This window comes from Ruegeria sp. CDSA020, from assembly GCF_059612345.1.
Window position 1 is genome coordinate 81,916 of the sequence record NZ_JBXWQK010000001.1, and the last position, 16,754, is coordinate 98,669.

Here is a 16,754-nt window from a genome sequence, read left to right on the forward strand (position 1 = left end):
GCATAACGCGGCTCGGCGAAATATGCCAGCCCTAACCGATCGTCAGTGTCCTGCTGTACCGGAAAAGAGGTGTATGATTAGTATTCCACCCAAAATCATGCTGAGTCCAGCAATCCCGGGTAAATCCAACCTCTGACCAAAGACAATGAAACCGATGATGGCAATCAGCACGATTCCAAGACCGGACCAGATTGCATAGACGATACCAACCGGCATGTATTTGAGCGTGAGGGCCATCAGATAAAAGGCAATTCCATAGCCAACAACCACAAGCACTGACGGCCAGAACCGGCTGAATTGCTGGCTGGCCTGAAGTGCAGTTGTACCAATCGTTTCGGCAACAACTGCCAACAGCAGTAGAAGATATGCTTTGGGCACGGTGGTCTCGCATTCAATAAGGTTGCATTGGGTTGAGCACGAAATGACCGATACCCGCAAGCGATAGCAGGAGTTTACTGGCATCCGTCAGGGGTCAGGATTACCCGACTATGTGGATTTTCGGCAATGTGATACTTTGTCCGCGTTTTATCGTGTTTTTTTTATGAGTATCGCCATGACGAAATTTGCAAAATACGTCATCGCTCTTTCGGCACTTATTGTTGCGCTTGGGTGGCTTGCTGGCGGGGGGGCCGTCGAAACAAAAGCAGCCCGAAATGTTGCGCGATTGATTGGTACATCGGTTTAAGCGACTGCCGAATACAGGAAAAAGGGGTGCTATGCTCCTTTTTCCGCTGTGTTTTCAGCCTTCTGCAGTCTCAGAAAAGTAACCCCGAAGCAACGGATCCAGCCATGCCCACAGGGCTGGTGCACCGGGAATAATCACCGTGCCGACACGGCTGTGGATTTGTTCGTATGTGACGTTGTAATCAATCCAGGAACCGCCTCCTGTCTCGAGGTTGCCAACCGGGGTTTGGAAGCGATCAATCGCTTTGGCGAAACAGGCATCGGGGCTTTCGGCCTGTTCAAACTCCTGCCAGATCGACATGAATTCTTGATTTTGGACCTCTGGGAGCATTCCAAACAACCTTTGCGCCGCAGCAAGTTCCTCGGCGGCTTGTGCCGCGTGGTCGACCTGCCCATGAATTGGGTGATCACCGGCGTCAATTTCAACAATGTCGTGCAGCAAAAGCATCCTGAGGGCGCGGTTTACAGAAACGGAAGGGGCTGCATATTCGGACAGGACCCAGGCAAAAAGCATGATGTGCCAGGAATGTTCGGCTGAATTCTCAAACCGGCCATCATAGAGCAGACGAGATGCGCGCTGAACCGATTTGAGTTGGTCAGTTTCGGACAAGAAACCCAAACGCAAAGAAAGCTCGGAGGTTTCGAGTTTGCCTCCATTCAGCAGTGCTTGGGCAAGATTATATGCGTCCGGGAAAGCTTGTTGCAGATAGGCAGCGCGACCACGTTTTAGGTTGTCATTCACGACAGCTAAATGCTCTGGGTTTGGCCGTTCTGCACACAGCACCTGAAACATCGGTTGCGACCGATCCAGAATCTTGGCGAATTTCGCGTCCGGAGTGGCGTCGGCTTCGAATTCTTGCCAAAGAGCCAGAAACGTCGTGGCCTGATCCGTAGGCAGCATGCCAAACAGCTCTTCAGCAGCTGTTTGTTCCGCCAATTCCAGTGCTTTCCAATCTGTTTTCAGGTGAATCGGGTGATCGCCTACGATGATTTCGACCAGATCATGCAGCAGTAGCATTTTGATCACGCGGTCGATATTCACGTCTGGCCCGGCAACCGGTTCCAAAACCAGGGCCCAAAGCGCCAGTTGCCAACTATGCTCAGCCGCGTTCTCTGGGCGGGACTGATCCAACAAGGCGTTGGCACGATTGACAGATTTCAGCCTGTCCGCGCGTTTAAGGAAGTCGATTTGCGCGGACAATCTTTGCGTCATTGTTTTTCTATAGCTTTCAGTTTTGACCGATGTTCGGTCAATTTCTCGACGACAAACTTGCGGGCCTTACGTTCGGCCATCCGGACACGGATCTCGGTCAGGAATGCTTCTTCCAATGTTTGTGAGGACGCCCCGATCACTTCGCCAACTTCCATGAAGAAGCGGTCGTTTCCGGTTTCGTCCATCACTTTCATTGTGTCTTCGGCCAGCTTGGAAGCAAGCCTGATGATCGTGTCGGACATTAGCGCGTGTTCTCTGTCAGCCGCCGTTTCACATAGTCACTTACATCAGTGATCAGCGTATCCATGTGGCGATCCTGAAAGAAGTGGTCTGCACCCTCAACTTCGTTATGGGTGATTGTGATGCCCTTCTGTTCATGCAGCTTGTTAACCAATGCAGTGGTGTCTGCAGGCGGGGCTACCCGATCAGAGGATCCGTTGATAATCAGACCCGAAGAGGGGCAGGGCGCCAGGAACGAGAAATCATACATGTTGGCTGGCGGAGAAACGCTGATGAAACCGGTAATCTCAGGGCGGCGCATAAGCAGTTGCATCCCGATCCAGGCTCCGAACGAGAACCCTGCGACCCAGCAGTGTTTCGAATTGTTGTTCATCGACTGCAGGTAGTCCAGTGCCGATGCCGCATCACTCAGCTCGCCTACGCCCTGGTCATATTCGCCCTGGCTGCGGCCAACACCGCGAAAGTTGAACCGCAACACGGTGAAACCCATGTTGTAGAACGCATAGTGCAGATTATAGACCACCTTGTTGTTCATGGTCCCGCCAAATTGAGGATGCGGGTGCAACACGATGGCGATCGGTGCGTCTTTTTCCTTTTGCGGGTGGTAGCGGCCTTCCAGGCGTCCTTCGGGTCCGGGAAAAATCACCTCGGGCATGTGTGCATAGGTCCTGTCTTTTTCTTCTGGGTGTCCGGAAATACTTGACGATAATCGTCGGACACCTTAGAACGGTTCTAATTGTGATAGTCGGCGCAAGGGCGCTGTCAGTCGGAGATACGCACTGGCAGCGGCGGCGTCAATGATTTCGCGCGTTAACTGCCATAAGGGAATGAGAATGAAGCTTTCGACCAAGGGTCGTTACGCGATGGTGGCCTTGGCTGATATCGCTCTTCAGTCTTCTGACGGACTGGTAACGCTGAGCGAAATTTCCGAACGGCAGGACATCTCGTTGCCTTATCTTGAACAGCTGTTCGTAAAGCTGCGCCGGGCCGAGCTTGTCTCGTCAGTGCGCGGTCCGGGCGGAGGTTATCGGTTGGCGCGCCCTGCGTCGGAAATCCGTGTAGTCGAAATTCTGTCCGCCGTCGACGAAACTGTAGACGCGTTGAAAAAAGGGGCAGGGGCATCCGGGGCCTCATCGGGCAGTCGTGCGCAATCGCTGACCAACCGATTGTGGGAAGGGCTGAGTGCCCATGTTTATGTGTTTCTGCATCAAACGCGGCTTTCTGATGTGATCAGGAACGACTTGGCGCCCTGTCCGGCTGTTCCTAATCTGTTTGCGGTCGTGGACGAGTAAGATGAATTTGCTTTGTCCAAGTCCCTTTGGCTGCCAAAAGGTGCATCCATGAATCGTGTTTACCTTGATCATAACGCCACAACGCCAATTCGTCCCGAAGCGCGCGATGCGATGATCACGGCAATGGATCAGATCGGTAACCCTTCCTCGGTTCACGCTGAAGGACGAGCGGCAAAGGCCATGGTGGAGCGGGCACGGGCGCAGGTGGCCGAAGCTGTCGGGTGCCGACCGCAGGAAGTTATTTTCACCTCTGGTGCGACCGAAGCGGCTCGGGCCCTGCAGAATAGACCGAATAATTGCGATGTGTTCGTTGATGCAACGGCGCATGACGCGCTTTGGTCGCATCTTGATCTATCGAACTGCAACGAACGCCCGTTCGGACCTGGTCACATCTTAGCAATGGGGTTGGCGAATTCGGAAACAGGTATCGTTACCTTGCCACCGAAAAAGGTCGAAGGTCAGTGGCCCTATGGCGCACGGCGCGCCGATTGGTTGTTGCTGGATATTACACAGGCTGTTGGCCGTATCCCCTTTTCCTTCGCCTGGAGCGATGCGGATATGGCGGTTCTTTCGGCGCATAAAATCGGCGGTCCTAAGGGTGTTGGCGCCCTGATCCTAAAACAAGGGCTGGACATCAACCCGCTTGCGGTTGGCGGCGGGCAGGAAATGGGCCGGCGCTCCGGGACGGAAAACGTTGTTGGAATCGCGGGTTTTGGTGCCGCTGCCGAGGCCGCAGTGAAAGATCTGGCTAACGGTGTTTGGGAAAATGTTACTAAATTTAGAAATATTCTAGAGAACACACTTGAGGCCGGATCGAAAGCGACTATTTTTGTCGGGAAAGATCAGGAGCGACTCCCCAACACTTTGTGTTTTGCAACTCCCGGATGGAAAGGGGAGACGCAGGTTATGCAGATGGATCTGGCTGGATTTGCGATCAGCGCAGGATCGGCCTGTTCAAGTGGCAAGGTAAAGACCAGCCGAGTTCTAACGGCAATGGGATATGACGAGGTAACGGCAGCCAGCGCAATTCGCGTATCGCTCGGCCCTTGGACAACAGAAGATGATGTGCTGCGTTTCGCGGATACGTGGCTGGAAAAAGAGAAAAAGCATCGCGCGCGTGCCGCGTGATCTGACGGAGGATAAGTCATGGCCGCTTTGGACCAGACTCAGGTAAAAGAAGGTGTCGATCAGGAAACCGTTGATGCGGTGCGCGAGGCCGGAACCTATAAATACGGCTGGAACACCGATATCGAGATGGAATACGCCCCAAAAGGCGTGAACCCCGATATCGTCCGTCTGATCTCGGACAAGAATGAAGAACCGGAATGGATGACCGAATGGCGTCTGGCCGCGTTCGAACGCTGGACCAAGATGGAAGAGCCGAAATGGGCGATGGTCAGCTATCCCGAAATCGACTTTCAGAACCAGTATTACTATGCCCGTCCGAAATCGATGGAGGTAAAGCCGAAATCGCTGGATGAGGTGGATCCGAAACTGCTGGCCACTTACGAAAAGCTTGGTATCCCACTGAAAGAACAGATGATTCTGGCTGGCGTCGAAGGTGCTGAGGATATGCCTGCTGAGGGCCGCAAGGTGGCCGTGGATGCGGTGTTCGACTCGGTGTCCGTTGGCACAACTTTTCAGGCGGAATTGAAAAAGGCAGGTGTGATCTTCTGCTCGATCTCTGAAGCGATCAGGGAACACCCCGAGCTGGTCAAGAAATACCTTGGCACGGTGGTTCCGGTATCGGACAATTTCTATGCCACGCTGAACTCGGCCGTGTTCTCGGACGGGTCATTTGTCTACATCCCGCCGGGCGTACGCTGCCCGATGGAGCTGAGCACCTATTTCCGCATCAATGCGGAGAACACAGGTCAGTTCGAACGGACCCTGATCATTGCCGATAAAGGCAGCTATGTCAGCTACTTGGAAGGCTGTACTGCGCCTCAGCGCGACACTGCGCAGCTGCATGCGGCGGTCGTCGAAATCATCATCGAAGAAGACGCCGAGGTAAAATACTCGACCGTTCAGAACTGGTACCCTGGGGATGAGAATGGCAAGGGCGGCATCTATAACTTTGTGACCAAGCGCGCGGATTGCCGTGGCGACCGGTCCAAGGTGATGTGGACGCAGGTGGAGACCGGCTCGGCCGTGACATGGAAATACCCGTCCTGCATCCTGCGCGGCAATGAAAGCCAAGGTGAGTTCTATTCGATCGCGATTACCAATAACTATCAGCAGGCCGACACTGGCACCAAGATGATCCACCTCGGCAAGAACACCAAGTCTCGGATCGTTTCGAAAGGGATCAGCGCGGGCAAGGCGCAGAACACCTATCGCGGGCTGGTCTCGATGCATCCGAAAGCCAAGGACAGCCGGAATTACACCCAGTGTGACAGCCTGTTGATCGGCGACAAATGCGGGGCGCATACGGTGCCCTATATCGAGGTCAAGAACAACTCATCGCGCGTCGAGCATGAAGCGACGACGTCGAAGGTCGATGATGATCAGCTATTCTATTGCCGTCAGCGCGGAATGGACGAGGAAGAGGCCGTGGCCCTTGTTGTCAACGGGTTCTGCAAGGACGTGCTACAGGCACTGCCGATGGAATTTGCGATGGAGGCCCAGCAGTTGGTGGCCATCAGTCTCGAAGGATCTGTGGGTTAATCCCGACTTTCCCTGAATTCAGAACATACAGGGGGCATGACCCTCTTGCGATACGTCAAAGGAATTAAACATGCTGGAAATCAAAAACCTGCACGTCAAACTTGAAGAAGAAGACAAGCAAATCCTCAAAGGTGTCGACCTGAAGGTTGAGGCTGGCAAGGTACATGCGATCATGGGGCCAAATGGCTCGGGCAAATCGACGCTCAGCTATGTGCTGTCCGGTCGGGATGGGTATGAAGTGACTGAAGGCTCGGCGACCCTTGGTGGTGAGAACCTGTTCGAGATGGAACCGGAAGAGCGCGCAGCAGCCGGTGTTTTCCTGGCGTTCCAATATCCGGTTGAAATCCCAGGCGTTGGCAACATGACCTTTCTGCGCACCGCTGTGAACTCACAGCGCAAGGCCCGCGGGGAAGAAGAGCTTTCAGCAGCCGATTTCCTGAAAGAGGTGCGCGCCAAGGCCAAATCGTTAAAGATCGATGCGGATATGCTGAAGCGCCCTGTGAATGTTGGCTTTTCTGGCGGTGAGAAAAAGCGCAACGAAATACTGCAAATGGCCATGCTCGAGCCCAAAATGTGCATTCTGGACGAGACAGATTCTGGTTTGGATGTAGACGCGATGAAACTGGTTGCCGAGGGCGTGAACGCGCTGCGCGACGAGGCGCGTGGCTTCCTTGTTATCACGCATTATCAGCGCCTTCTGGACCACATCAAACCTGATGTCGTGCATATTATGGCCGACGGGCGGATCGTAAAAACTGGCGGTCCCGAGTTGGCACTTGAGGTTGAAAACAACGGTTATGCCGACATTCTGGCCGAGGTGAACTGATGGCGTTGCCCCAAGCAAAACAGACTGCGACGGAGGAGCGGCTGGCCGTCCTGTCGTTGCCCGATGCCGGATGTACTCGCGCTGCGCGCGAGGACGCGATTGCCCGTGTGCGTCAAATGGGCTTGCCCAGCCGGCGCGACGAGTACTGGAAATACACCCAACCCGATACGCTCGTATCGGCTGATGCAGCGCATGCGGCGCTGTTCGAGTCGGACGAGCCGCAAATGTTCGATGAATTCGACCGCTTGAAGATTGTCTTCGTTGACGGAGTGTTCAATCCCGAAGAGTCCGATGATCTGACACTCGAAGGTGTTTCGATCGACCGGCTTGAAGATATTTGCTGCAAAGATATCCATTGGGCCAAAGACTTGTACGGCGTTCTTGAAGCAAATGGACAAGTCCCGGTTCAGCGCCCTCTGGCCGCATTGAACACCGCATTTGCATCAGACGGCGTGGCCATCCATGTGACCGGTAAGCCATCGAAACCGATCAGCCTGATCTATCGCCATGCGTCCGAGGATTCGGATGCGATCCTGCATCACGTAGTGCGGGTCGAAACTGACGCCGAGGTTACCATTCTCGAAAACGGGCCGGCGGCATCGCGTTTCAACAAATGTATGGAAATTGACATTGCCGATGGTGGCTCGCTGCACCATGTGCGGGCCCAGGGTCGTGACCACGAGCGCCGTGCGGCGACGCATATGTTTACACGGTTGGGTGCCAATTCTGTCTACAAATCCTTCACCCTGACCATGAACGGTGTTCTGACCCGGAACGAACAGGTGATCGAATTGACCGGCGATGATGCGGTGGCGCACGTGGCCGGTGCCTGCGTCGGAGATGGCGACTTTCACCATGACGACACGGTATTCGTCACCCATGACGCGGTTGGTTGCGAAAGCCGCCAGGTGTTCAAGAAGGTGCTGCGGAACGGCGCGACCGGCGTGTTTCAGGGCAAGATCCTTGTGAAAGAGGGCGCTCAGAAAACAGATGGGTATCAGATCAGCCAGTCTTTGCTACTCGATGATGATAGTCAGTTCCTCGCCAAGCCCGAGCTTGAGATCTATGCCGATGACGTTGTCTGTTCGCACGGTTCGACATCAGGTGCGCTTGATGAAACGGCTCTGTTCTACCTGCGGTCTCGGGGTGTGCCCGTCAAAGAGGCAACAAATTTGCTGACTTTGTCGTTCCTGGCCGAGGCTGTGGAAGAGATCGAGGATGAAGGCCTTGCAGAGGCAATGGTTGACCGCCTTGAAGGCTGGCTTTCTCGGCGAAGCTGATGCCGGTAACGTCGGACATAGTGGCCACATACCGTGGACCAGGCCGGGTTGTAAGCCGGCTTTTGGATTTGGGCGAACGTGAGGACCGCGCTTTGGTCTTTGTAATGGCGTTCTGCGTGGTGGCATTCATTGCGCAACTGCCACGTTTGTCCCGACGGGCGCATCTCGAAGACCTCGAGCTTAACATGCTGTTGGGTGGTGCCTTGCTTGGAACGGTCATTATCTTGCCGCTGTTCTTCTACCTTCTGGCCTTCGTGTCCCACGGTGCGGCGCGTCTGTTCGGCGGAAAGGGGACTGCATATGGCGCAAGGTTAGCTCTGTTCTGGGCGTTGCTATCCTCGACGCCGTTGATTTTGCTGAACGGCCTTGTCGCTGGTTTTGTCGGTCCGGGGACAACCATGACCACTGTCGGGTTGGTCTGGTTCGTCGTATTCCTGTGGTTCTGGTTTTCGGGCCTTAGGCAAGCGCAAAGGTATGCGGAATGAATCCGGCTGTGCTGAGTCAGATTGCTGTTCTGACCCTGACCAACCCTGCCGAAGCGGCAAGACGGTTGCTGGATCTGCGTCCCGGGCGTGAAGTTGTCTGGCTGGCATTCTTTCTGGCTGTCGTACTGAACGGTGCCATCCAAATTGGTATCGAACAGATGGTCCCTGTCCCGCAGGGTGAACCGCTTCCCGTTTCTGATCCTGTTATTCTGAACCTTCTGCGTTCGTCAGGCGCGATGCTGCTCAGCGTGGTGGCTCTTCTTTTTGTTGGTCGTACTATCGGGGGCGTTGCGACATTCAAAGATATCCTGATCCTGACGATCTGGCTTCAATTCCTTCAGATCGCAGCGATGTCGGTGACGCTGATCGTTTCGATGGTTGTTCCATTTATGATGGTCATGTTTTTGCTGGCGACCGCACTTGTCAGCCTTTACGTCTCAATGCATTTCCTGAATGAAGCTCATAAGTTCAACTCGATGCTGAAATCTTTTGGGGTCATTCTGTTATCCGCACTGATTTCAATCTCATTTGTCCTCATGTTCACACCCAACGGCCCGGTCTAGGGAAGAAAAATACGATGTTCGATCTGCAGAAAATTCGCGCTGACTTTCCGATCCTGTCCCGAGAGGTAAACGGCAAGCCGCTGACCTATCTGGACAATGGAGCATCAGCTCAGAAGCCACAGGTTGTCATTGACGCAGTGACGCGGGCTTATACCGAAGAATATGCAAATGTGCATCGCGGGCTGCACTATCTGTCCAATCTGGCGACCGAGAAATACGAATCCGTTCGTGGAACTATTGCCCGATTTCTGGGCGTAACGGATGAAGATGAGATTGTTCTGAACTCGGGCACGACCGAAGGCATCAATCTGGTCGCCTATGGCTGGGCGATGCCGCGTCTTCAGGCAGGGGACGAGATCGTCCTGAGTGTGATGGAGCATCATGCAAACATCGTACCCTGGCATTTCCTGCGCGAGCGTCAGGGAGTAGTGCTGAAATGGGTGGATGTGGATGCTGATGGTGGGCTTGATCCGCAAGCTGTCATTGATGCCATCGGTCCAAAAACCAAGCTAGTCGCGGTGACCCATTGTTCGAACGTGTTGGGCACGGTTGTGAATGTCAAAGCCATCACCGAAGGCGCCCATGCCAAAGGCGTCCCGGTGCTGGTGGATGGCAGTCAAGGCGCCGTGCATATGCCGGTCAATGTCCAGGATATCGGCTGCGATTTCTACGCCATCACCGGGCATAAGCTTTATGGCCCATCGGGATCGGGAGCGATTTACATCAAATCTGACCGAATGGCCGAAATGCGCCCGTTTATCGGTGGCGGTGACATGATCAAAGAGGTCAGCAAAAATCAGGTGATCTACAATGATCCACCGATGAAATTCGAGGCGGGAACTCCTGGCATAGTGCAAACCATCGGACTGGGCGTCGCTCTGGACTATCTGATGGATTTGGGGATGGACAACGTTGCTGCTCATGAGGCCGGGATCCGAGACTATGCGATGCAGAGGTTTGCGGGGCTGAACTGGATTCAGCTTCAGGGGACACGGCCGGACAAAGCGGCGATCTTCAGCTTTACTTTGGACGGTGCAGGCCACGCACATGACATTTCGACGATTTTGGATAAAAAGGGCGTCGCTGTTCGGGCCGGGCACCATTGTGCTGGACCATTGATGGATTTCCTCGGAGTCACCGCGACATGCCGCGCCAGTTTTGGTCTCTATAACTCGAAAGATGAGGTCGATACCTTGATCGAAGCGCTTGAACTTGCGCATGATCTGTTCGCGTGAAACCTGTTTGATCCGGGTCGATTTTCAGTTGCACCCGGACCGGAACAAGGTTAGCTAACGGCTCAGGCACCTGTAGCTCAGCTGGATAGAGCGCTGCCCTCCGAAGGCAGAGGCCAGAGGTTCGAATCCTCTCAGGTGCGCCATTTCTTGAATATTTGGGCTCGTATTGAAGATCACCTGCAACAGCCGGTTTGCGCAGGATTTATGAGGCTGCCTGAGTAGAATAGCACCTCCACAATGGCAGATAAATCTGCTCATTCAAACGGTTACGTGACCGACAAACTTCTCTTGACGACGGGCGGGGCGGATCAACCGCCCCAGCTTCTTACCACACCGCAATCCATATGCACGAAGTTCGAGCGGTGGTATTTGCCAACACCACCAGCACGGCAAGACATCGCCGCTTTGGCCATTTGCGAGACCGAACGAGATGACAGGCGGAGGTCGGCTGCCTGGCCTTTCATGTGCAACGAATTCTTGGCAACACGGCGCGACCGTGACCGCAGCATCGCGTTGGTCTGCGGCGAGCGATAGCCCGACAGCAGCATATAGGGTTCGTTGACATCCAACAGATTATGCGACGCCGCCATGATGTCGATCGTGCGGAGGTCCATATCTTTGGCCTGGTCGGTGCGCCAATCGCGCATGAAGTGGTTCACTTCTTTGACCGCGTCTTTGATGTATTTACCGTCAACCCAATAGATCATATCGATCCGCTCGCCAGTGCGTCCGGAATACATGCGAATACGGCGAATATCACCACCGCCACGAAGGAATCCTGCTGCATTGGAGTAGGTTGGAGTCGCTACAACTGCTGTAGCTGCGAATGCGCCCAATAAAGCACGCCGGGTCAAACCCGAGGAACTGCTCGTCGTCATTTTGTGTTTCGTCCCGTACTGTTCCTGCCTGCACACGATGTTACGCGCGCTGTATTAATTTATTCCCATCCCAGATGAGGGATTTATGACACAGTCGTGAAGGGCGGCCAAGAAGTCTTTCAAATTCATCTTTTCAAGGGGGAATTTTCGGCAGTTTTTTGCGCAGGTGGTGCAAAATGGCAAAGATCCAACGTCTTAGGCCGTCGCCGAAATCTGTCCGATGCAAACAAGCATCACGCTTGGGTATAAGCACGAAATTGATGCATTTGTGAATAGACAATGGGTTTCAAGCAAAACCATAATTGTTCGGCATTGCCTGAAACGGCGTATTATATTGAAAATTCAAGGGCTCCAAATGTTCTCTGTTCTTCGTGCAAGCACCGGTATTGCTTTGGCCGCATGTTTTCTGACGTCTTCGGCGATGGCGAACACTGAGGCCAAGCCTGACACCGCATTCCAGATGGCGGTTGCCGAATTTGCACCTTCCGGGTCTGAGATTGCCGATTTCTACCGTGAAAGAGGATTCGTGCCTGTTTGGGTTGGCGACACGGCTGCACATGCTGAACGTCGTCAACGGTTGATTGAGGGGCTTTCTGCGGTCGAATTACACGGGCTACCTGCGAACGCCTATGATGCGCAGGGCTTGGTTAACCGGCTTCAATCAGCAAAATCAGCGCGTCAGCTTGGGGCCGTCGAGGTCGAGTTGACACGCGTTTTTGCAGCCTATGCTCAGGACATGAGGACAGGCCTTTTACGACCATCCGATATAGACGATGGATTAGTCAGGAAGGTCGAGCCGACCTCGACAGCAGGGCATCTGCGTGGACTGACGACCTCGGAGGATGCAGCCTATTTCGATCAGTTGGCGCCAAGCTCGACCCAGTATCGGGCTTTGATGAAGCAGAAACTTGCGCTGGAAGAATTGGTTCGCCAAGGCGGTTGGGGAACTACTGTTCCACAAGCAAAGCTAGAGCTGGGAGATACGGGACCCGCCGTAATAGCGATGCGTAACAGATTGGTTGAAATGGGTTTTATGAACCCAACAGCCAGCCCTGTTTTTGACGATGCCTTGCTGGCAGGTGTTCAGCGGTTTCAAATCGCACATGGTCTTGCCGCAGATGGCGTCGCGGGTCCGGGCACAATTACTGAATTGAACCGCACTGCTTCGGATCGTCTGAAGGCCGTCTATGTCGCGCTGGAGCGTGAGCGCTGGTTGCCGCGCGAGCGCGGTGAACGCCACATTCTGGTCAATCAGGCTGATTTCTCAGCCAAGATTGTTGATGACGGCTTTATTACCTTTGAAACCCGCGCTGTGATCGGCAAGAATACCCATGATCGTCGCAGCCCTGAGTTTTCCGACAAGATGGAGCATATGGTCATTAACCCCAGCTGGTATGTTCCACGCTCGATCATCACCAAGGAATACTTGCCAAAGCTGCAGTCCAATCCAAATGCCGTCGGGCATATTCAGATTACCGATCGCAGTGGTCGCCAGGTCAATCGCGGGGCAGTAGATTTCACCCAGTTCACCGCAAGCAACTTTCCTTTTGCGATGCGCCAACCGCCCAGCAAAAGCAATGCCCTGGGGCTGGTGAAGTTCATGTTCCCCAACAAGCACAACATCTATCTGCATGATACACCGCAGAAAAGTTTGTTTGCTCGGGAATCTCGTGCCTTCTCGCATGGTTGTATCAGATTGGCTCAGCCTTTCGAATTCGCTTACGCACTGTTGGCGAAGCAAGAAGAAAACCCAAAGGCATTTTTCCATCGGATTCTCGCGACTGGAAAAGAGACCACTGTGAAGCTTGAGCAGCATGTTCCTGTCCACTTGATTTACCGCACTGCCTTTATTGGCCCGAAAGGTGAGGTACAGTACCGACGCGACGTCTATGGCCGTGATCAGAAAATCTGGAATGCTCTGCAGAAAGCAGGGGTGGCCCTGCCGGACGTTCAGGGGTAATCACCGGGGGCAGGTCCTAGTTCCGGGAAGCCCCACATGAAATATACAGTTCAACAAATCGCAGATGCCCTTGACGCTGAGTTCCAGGGCGACGCCAGCTTGGTCGTACATGCTGCTGCTGAACCGTCGGATGCAACTGCCACTGATCTGGCGATGGCGATGTCGCCGAAATATGCCGAGGATCTGGGATCGGGTTCGGCGCAGGTCGCCATCCTTTGGGAAGGTGCTGACTGGCAGGCGTTGGGACTTAAGGCAGCAATATTCGTTCGACGACCGCGCATGGCGATGGCCGGGATCACCTCCATGCTGGATAAAGGGCAGGGCTTTGGGTCCGGGGTTCACCCTTCGGCAGTCATCGACCCAACTGCGGATGTGGCAGATGGGGTCTCAATCGGCCCTCTGGCAGTCATTGGTGCACGGGCCCGGGTCGGCAGAGGGGCGAATATCGGACCGCATTGCGTCATAGGCATGGATGCTGTGTTGGGCGAAGACGCCGTTCTGCGCGAAATGGTCAGCATTGGTGCCCGTGTGCAGATCGGGGATCGTTTTATCGCGCAACCAGGGGCAAGGATCGGTAGCGACGGGTTCAGTTTTGTTACGCCCGAAGTATCGGGGGTAGAGAACGCGCGCAAGACCTTGGGGGATGCAGGAGACGCCAGCGCGCAAAGCTGGCTGCGCATTCATTCGCTTGGTTCTGTGGAAATTGGCGACGATGTCGAGATCGGTGCGAATTGTACGATCGACAACGGGACCATTCGTAATACTCGCATCGGGAATGGCACAAAACTGGATAATCAGGTCCATATCGGCCACAACACGCGCGTTGGTAATGACTGTCTGCTGTGTGGTCAGTCTGGTATTTCCGGTTCAGTTGAGCTTGGCAATAACGTGGTTCTGGGTGGGCAGTCAGGCGTTTCGGACAATATTTTCGTTGGCGACGGGGTGATTGTCGGCGGTGGTACCAAAATCCTGTCAAACGTACCCGCCGGTCGTGTGTTGATGGGCTACCCGGCTGTGAAGATGGAAACCTTTACTGATGTCTATAAGGCGCAGCGCAGATTGCCGCGGATGCTTCGTGACGTGGAGGCGTTGAAAAAGGCTGTTTCCAAACAGCCTCCGAGCGATTAAATCACATTCAACGTGATAATCAGAGGATCGATATGAGCATCACCGACCGCGTCATTGCCATCATTGCCGAACAAGCCGTGTTGGAGCCTTCGGATGTGACGCCCGAAAGTACGCTCGAAGATCTGGGGATCGACAGCCTTGGGCTGGTCGAGAGTATCTTTGCCATCGAAGAAGAGTTCGACATAACCGTTCCGTTCAATGCCAATGAACCAACGGCCAGTGACTTTGACATCTCAAATGTCGCCGCGATCATTGCTGGGATCGAAAAGCTTGTGGCAGAAAAGGTCTGACCCAAGCAAATGAAACGGGTAGTAATAACCGGGGCAGGCACGATCAATTCGCTTGGTCATTCAGTTCCAGATACGCTTGAGGCGATGCGGGAAGGCCGTTGTGGCATTTCGGAACTTGAATTTCGAGACGTCGACAGGTTGGCGATCAAGATCGGTGGGCAGGTCCGGGGGTTCGAAGCCGAGGGTCGGTTCAACCGCCAACAGATGACTCTGTATGACAGGTTTACACAGTTTACCCTGACCGCGGCCAAAGAGGCCATAGATCAGTCCGGGATCGAATTCCACGGTGAGTTGGCCGCACGATCTGGCGTGGTTCTGGGAACAGCAGGTGGTGGCGTTTCGACCTGGGACGACAATTACCGTTCAGTCTATGAGGACGGGAAGAACAGGGTCCATCCATTTGTTGTACCTAAACTCATGAACAACGCGGCGGCAAGCCACGTATCGATGGAACATAACCTCAAAGGTCCCAGCTTTACCGTATCGACTGCTTGTGCCTCATCGAACCATGCGATGGCGCAAGCCTTTCAGATGGTGCGCAGCGGGGCGGCCCCTGCGATGATCACCGGCGGCTCAGAATCCATGTTGTGCTTTGGTGGCGTTAAGGCCTGGGAAGGGCTGCGGGTGATGTCCAAGGATGCGTGTCGTCCTTTTAGCGCCAACCGAAACGGTATGGTGCAAGGAGAGGGAGCGGGCATCTTCGTGTTCGAGGAATACGAGCACGCGAAGACGCGTGGGGCAGAAATTTTGTGCGAAGTTGTTGGTTTCGCGATGACCTCGGATGCATCAGACATTGTAATGCCCAGCAAGCAGGGCGCTGCCCGTGCGATGTCAGGGGCGTTGTCTGATGCTGGCCTGAATGCCAATCAGGTGGGTTATATCAACGCCCATGGCACAGGTACTGCGGCCAATGACAAAACGGAATGTGCCGCTGTAGCTGGCGTTTTCGGCCCGCATGCGGACGAACTTTTGATCTCATCCACAAAGTCGATGCATGGTCACTTGATTGGCGGAACCGGCGCGGTAGAGCTTTTGGCCTGTATCATGGCCCTGCGAGATGGGGTGATTGCACCGACGATTGGCTACGAAGAACCTGATCCGGAATGTGCTTTGGACGTTGTGCCCAACGAGGCACGCGAAGCGAAAGTTGAGGTTGCGCTAAGCAACGCTTTCGCTTTCGGAGGCCTGAACGCTGTACTTGCTTTGAAGCGGATTTGAGAAAGCCGCTGGGTTAAACGACTTTCTCGAAATGTAGTCTTCAGTTGGTTGCGACATCAACAATGTCGTAACCTGCAGTAAACCCGGACAAAGATAGGTCAAGTTCGATCACCTGATCCGGCGCGGGCGCTGGAACGATGGTCAAAGTCGCCTTGCTACCCTGCTTCATTGCGTCGATATCCCCTTGGGTCAGGCCGATTTGGGCAACACAGCCAACAGGGTTACAAAACGAATAGTTGTAGCGTTTGGCAGGCGCCCCGTCGATTGAGAGGGTCAGCTGCGCTTGCAACAGGGTTTCAAGCGGAACCAAGATATTTGCTCCGGCTACAGCCGAACCGCCTTCGGGTAGGCGGAACATGGAAAACTCAGCCATAGGCACATCTTGCGGGCCATTTATGACTTGCAGCAGCGAACACAGATCTTTGCCCGCGTTCATCTTCAAACAGTTCAGGCTCCAGTCGCCGAATTTTTCTTTGTCATAGCGCTGTCCGACCTTGACGGTTTCATCGACCGGCTGCCCCAGGTCGAGACCATTGTCCACCTGCTCGGTCGTAGGGGATTCGGTGGCAGGTTCTGTCGTGTCGGTGGTCTCTTGCGCCAGGGCGGCGCCGTTGAAAAGAAAAGCTGCCGCAACAAGCTTTATCGGTGTCCTGAACATGATTGCCTCGTGATTGTTGATGTGGCTTTTCGCCGGGTCTAGCACCACTGGCGCGCAGTGTCAGGCATTATGCAGCGTAAAAAGACAGAAGTGATCGGAATCTCGCCTGAGGCCCCGTGGGCAACACGTGTGGCCAA

Annotated in this window: 19 protein-coding genes and 1 tRNA gene; 14 read left to right on the plus strand and 6 right to left on the minus strand. The window is 54.3% G+C overall.

Annotated features, from left to right (window positions below):
• Window positions 1-42 precede the first annotated feature (42 nt).
• Window positions 43-378 (minus strand): DMT family transporter, encoded by a 336-nt coding sequence (locus tag AC2FJW_RS00400; protein WP_142633723.1) that lies wholly within the window; start codon window positions 376-378, stop codon window positions 43-45.
• A gap of 175 nt (window positions 379-553) precedes the next feature.
• On the opposite strand from AC2FJW_RS00400, the gene AC2FJW_RS00405 reads away from it, so the two are divergent.
• A complete protein-coding gene (locus AC2FJW_RS00405; RefSeq protein ID WP_496748922.1) occupies window positions 554-685 on the plus strand; it encodes a hypothetical protein in 132 nt (43 codons plus the stop codon).
• A 54-nt stretch (window positions 686-739) separates the two neighbouring features.
• Here the strand turns inward: AC2FJW_RS00405 and AC2FJW_RS00410 are convergent, their stop codons facing one another.
• The 3 genes from AC2FJW_RS00410 to AC2FJW_RS00420 are packed head-to-tail and all read right to left on the minus strand — an operon-like array spanning window position 740 to window position 2,792.
• Window positions 740-1,897 carry an HD domain-containing protein gene (locus AC2FJW_RS00410; RefSeq protein WP_496748923.1) on the minus strand — a complete coding sequence of 386 codons (1,158 nt, stop codon included), beginning with the start codon at window positions 1,895-1,897 and terminating at the stop codon, window positions 740-742.
• A complete protein-coding gene (locus tag AC2FJW_RS00415; RefSeq protein ID WP_142633727.1) occupies window positions 1,894-2,139 on the minus strand; it encodes a hypothetical protein in 246 nt (81 codons plus the stop codon). Before AC2FJW_RS00415 ends, AC2FJW_RS00410 begins: the two co-directional genes overlap by 4 nt.
• Window positions 2,139-2,792: an alpha/beta hydrolase gene (locus AC2FJW_RS00420; protein ID WP_142633729.1), complete on the minus strand. Its 654-nt coding sequence runs from the start codon at window positions 2,790-2,792 to the stop codon at window positions 2,139-2,141. Before AC2FJW_RS00420 ends, AC2FJW_RS00415 begins: the two co-directional genes overlap by 1 nt.
• 178 nt (window positions 2,793-2,970) lie before the next feature.
• Here AC2FJW_RS00420 and iscR point away from each other — a divergent pair, with 178 nt between their 5' ends.
• The 9 genes from iscR (at window position 2,971) to AC2FJW_RS00465 (ending at window position 10,628) form a co-directional block, all read left to right on the plus strand.
• Window positions 2,971-3,429 carry a Fe-S cluster assembly transcriptional regulator IscR gene (gene iscR / locus AC2FJW_RS00425; protein ID WP_142633731.1) on the plus strand — a complete coding sequence of 153 codons (459 nt, stop codon included), beginning with the start codon at window positions 2,971-2,973 and terminating at the stop codon, window positions 3,427-3,429.
• Between the two features lie 48 nt (window positions 3,430-3,477).
• A complete protein-coding gene (locus AC2FJW_RS00430) occupies window positions 3,478-4,557 on the plus strand; it encodes a cysteine desulfurase family protein (protein WP_496748924.1) in 1,080 nt (359 codons plus the stop codon).
• A gap of 18 nt (window positions 4,558-4,575) precedes the next feature.
• Window positions 4,576-6,096, plus strand: coding sequence for a Fe-S cluster assembly protein SufB (gene sufB / locus AC2FJW_RS00435; RefSeq protein ID WP_496748925.1), 1,521 nt, complete (start codon window positions 4,576-4,578; stop codon window positions 6,094-6,096).
• Window positions 6,097-6,166: 70 nt separating this feature from the next.
• Entirely contained in the window at window positions 6,167-6,922 is a 756-nt protein-coding gene (sufC, locus tag AC2FJW_RS00440; RefSeq protein ID WP_142633737.1) for a Fe-S cluster assembly ATPase SufC, read from the plus strand.
• Window positions 6,922-8,202: a Fe-S cluster assembly protein SufD gene (gene sufD / locus AC2FJW_RS00445; RefSeq protein ID WP_271947165.1), complete on the plus strand. Its 1,281-nt coding sequence runs from the start codon at window positions 6,922-6,924 to the stop codon at window positions 8,200-8,202. Before sufC ends, sufD begins: the two co-directional genes overlap by 1 nt.
• On the plus strand, window positions 8,202-8,687 hold the full coding sequence (locus AC2FJW_RS00450; protein WP_496748927.1) for a YIP1 family protein: 486 nt from the start codon (window positions 8,202-8,204) through the stop codon (window positions 8,685-8,687). The genes sufD and AC2FJW_RS00450 overlap by 1 nt, the downstream gene beginning before the upstream one ends.
• Window positions 8,684-9,250 (plus strand): YIP1 family protein, encoded by a 567-nt coding sequence (locus AC2FJW_RS00455; RefSeq protein ID WP_496695491.1) that lies wholly within the window; start codon window positions 8,684-8,686, stop codon window positions 9,248-9,250. Before AC2FJW_RS00450 ends, AC2FJW_RS00455 begins: the two co-directional genes overlap by 4 nt.
• Before the next feature lie 14 nt (window positions 9,251-9,264).
• Window positions 9,265-10,485, plus strand: a complete 1,221-nt coding sequence (locus tag AC2FJW_RS00460) for a cysteine desulfurase (RefSeq protein WP_496748929.1) — start codon at window positions 9,265-9,267, stop codon at window positions 10,483-10,485.
• A 66-nt stretch (window positions 10,486-10,551) separates the two neighbouring features.
• Window positions 10,552-10,628, plus strand: a tRNA-Arg gene (locus tag AC2FJW_RS00465).
• Between the two features lie 165 nt (window positions 10,629-10,793).
• On the opposite strand, the gene mepK is transcribed toward AC2FJW_RS00465, so the two are convergent.
• Window positions 10,794-11,363, minus strand: coding sequence for a peptidoglycan L,D-endopeptidase MepK (gene mepK, locus AC2FJW_RS00470; RefSeq protein WP_142633747.1), 570 nt, complete (start codon window positions 11,361-11,363; stop codon window positions 10,794-10,796).
• Between the two features lie 355 nt (window positions 11,364-11,718).
• Here mepK and AC2FJW_RS00475 point away from each other — a divergent pair, with 355 nt between their 5' ends.
• From AC2FJW_RS00475 to AC2FJW_RS00490, 4 genes are read left to right on the plus strand one after another with little or no spacing between them, the layout of a single operon-like run.
• A complete protein-coding gene (locus AC2FJW_RS00475; RefSeq protein ID WP_496748930.1) occupies window positions 11,719-13,323 on the plus strand; it encodes a L,D-transpeptidase family protein in 1,605 nt (534 codons plus the stop codon).
• 36 nt (window positions 13,324-13,359) lie between these two features.
• Complete coding sequence (gene lpxD, locus AC2FJW_RS00480) at window positions 13,360-14,451, plus strand: UDP-3-O-(3-hydroxymyristoyl)glucosamine N-acyltransferase (RefSeq protein WP_271947158.1); 1,092 nt, start codon at window positions 13,360-13,362, stop codon at window positions 14,449-14,451.
• Window positions 14,452-14,483: 32 nt separating this feature from the next.
• Complete coding sequence (locus AC2FJW_RS00485) at window positions 14,484-14,741, plus strand: acyl carrier protein (protein ID WP_142633752.1); 258 nt, start codon at window positions 14,484-14,486, stop codon at window positions 14,739-14,741.
• Between the two features lie 9 nt (window positions 14,742-14,750).
• Window positions 14,751-15,959, plus strand: coding sequence for a beta-ketoacyl-[acyl-carrier-protein] synthase family protein (locus tag AC2FJW_RS00490; RefSeq protein WP_496748932.1), 1,209 nt, complete (start codon window positions 14,751-14,753; stop codon window positions 15,957-15,959).
• 40 nt (window positions 15,960-15,999) lie between these two features.
• On the opposite strand, the gene AC2FJW_RS00495 is transcribed toward AC2FJW_RS00490, so the two are convergent.
• On the minus strand, window positions 16,000-16,617 hold the full coding sequence (locus AC2FJW_RS00495; protein ID WP_142633757.1) for an invasion associated locus B family protein: 618 nt from the start codon (window positions 16,615-16,617) through the stop codon (window positions 16,000-16,002).
• Window positions 16,618-16,754: the final 137 nt, after the last annotated feature.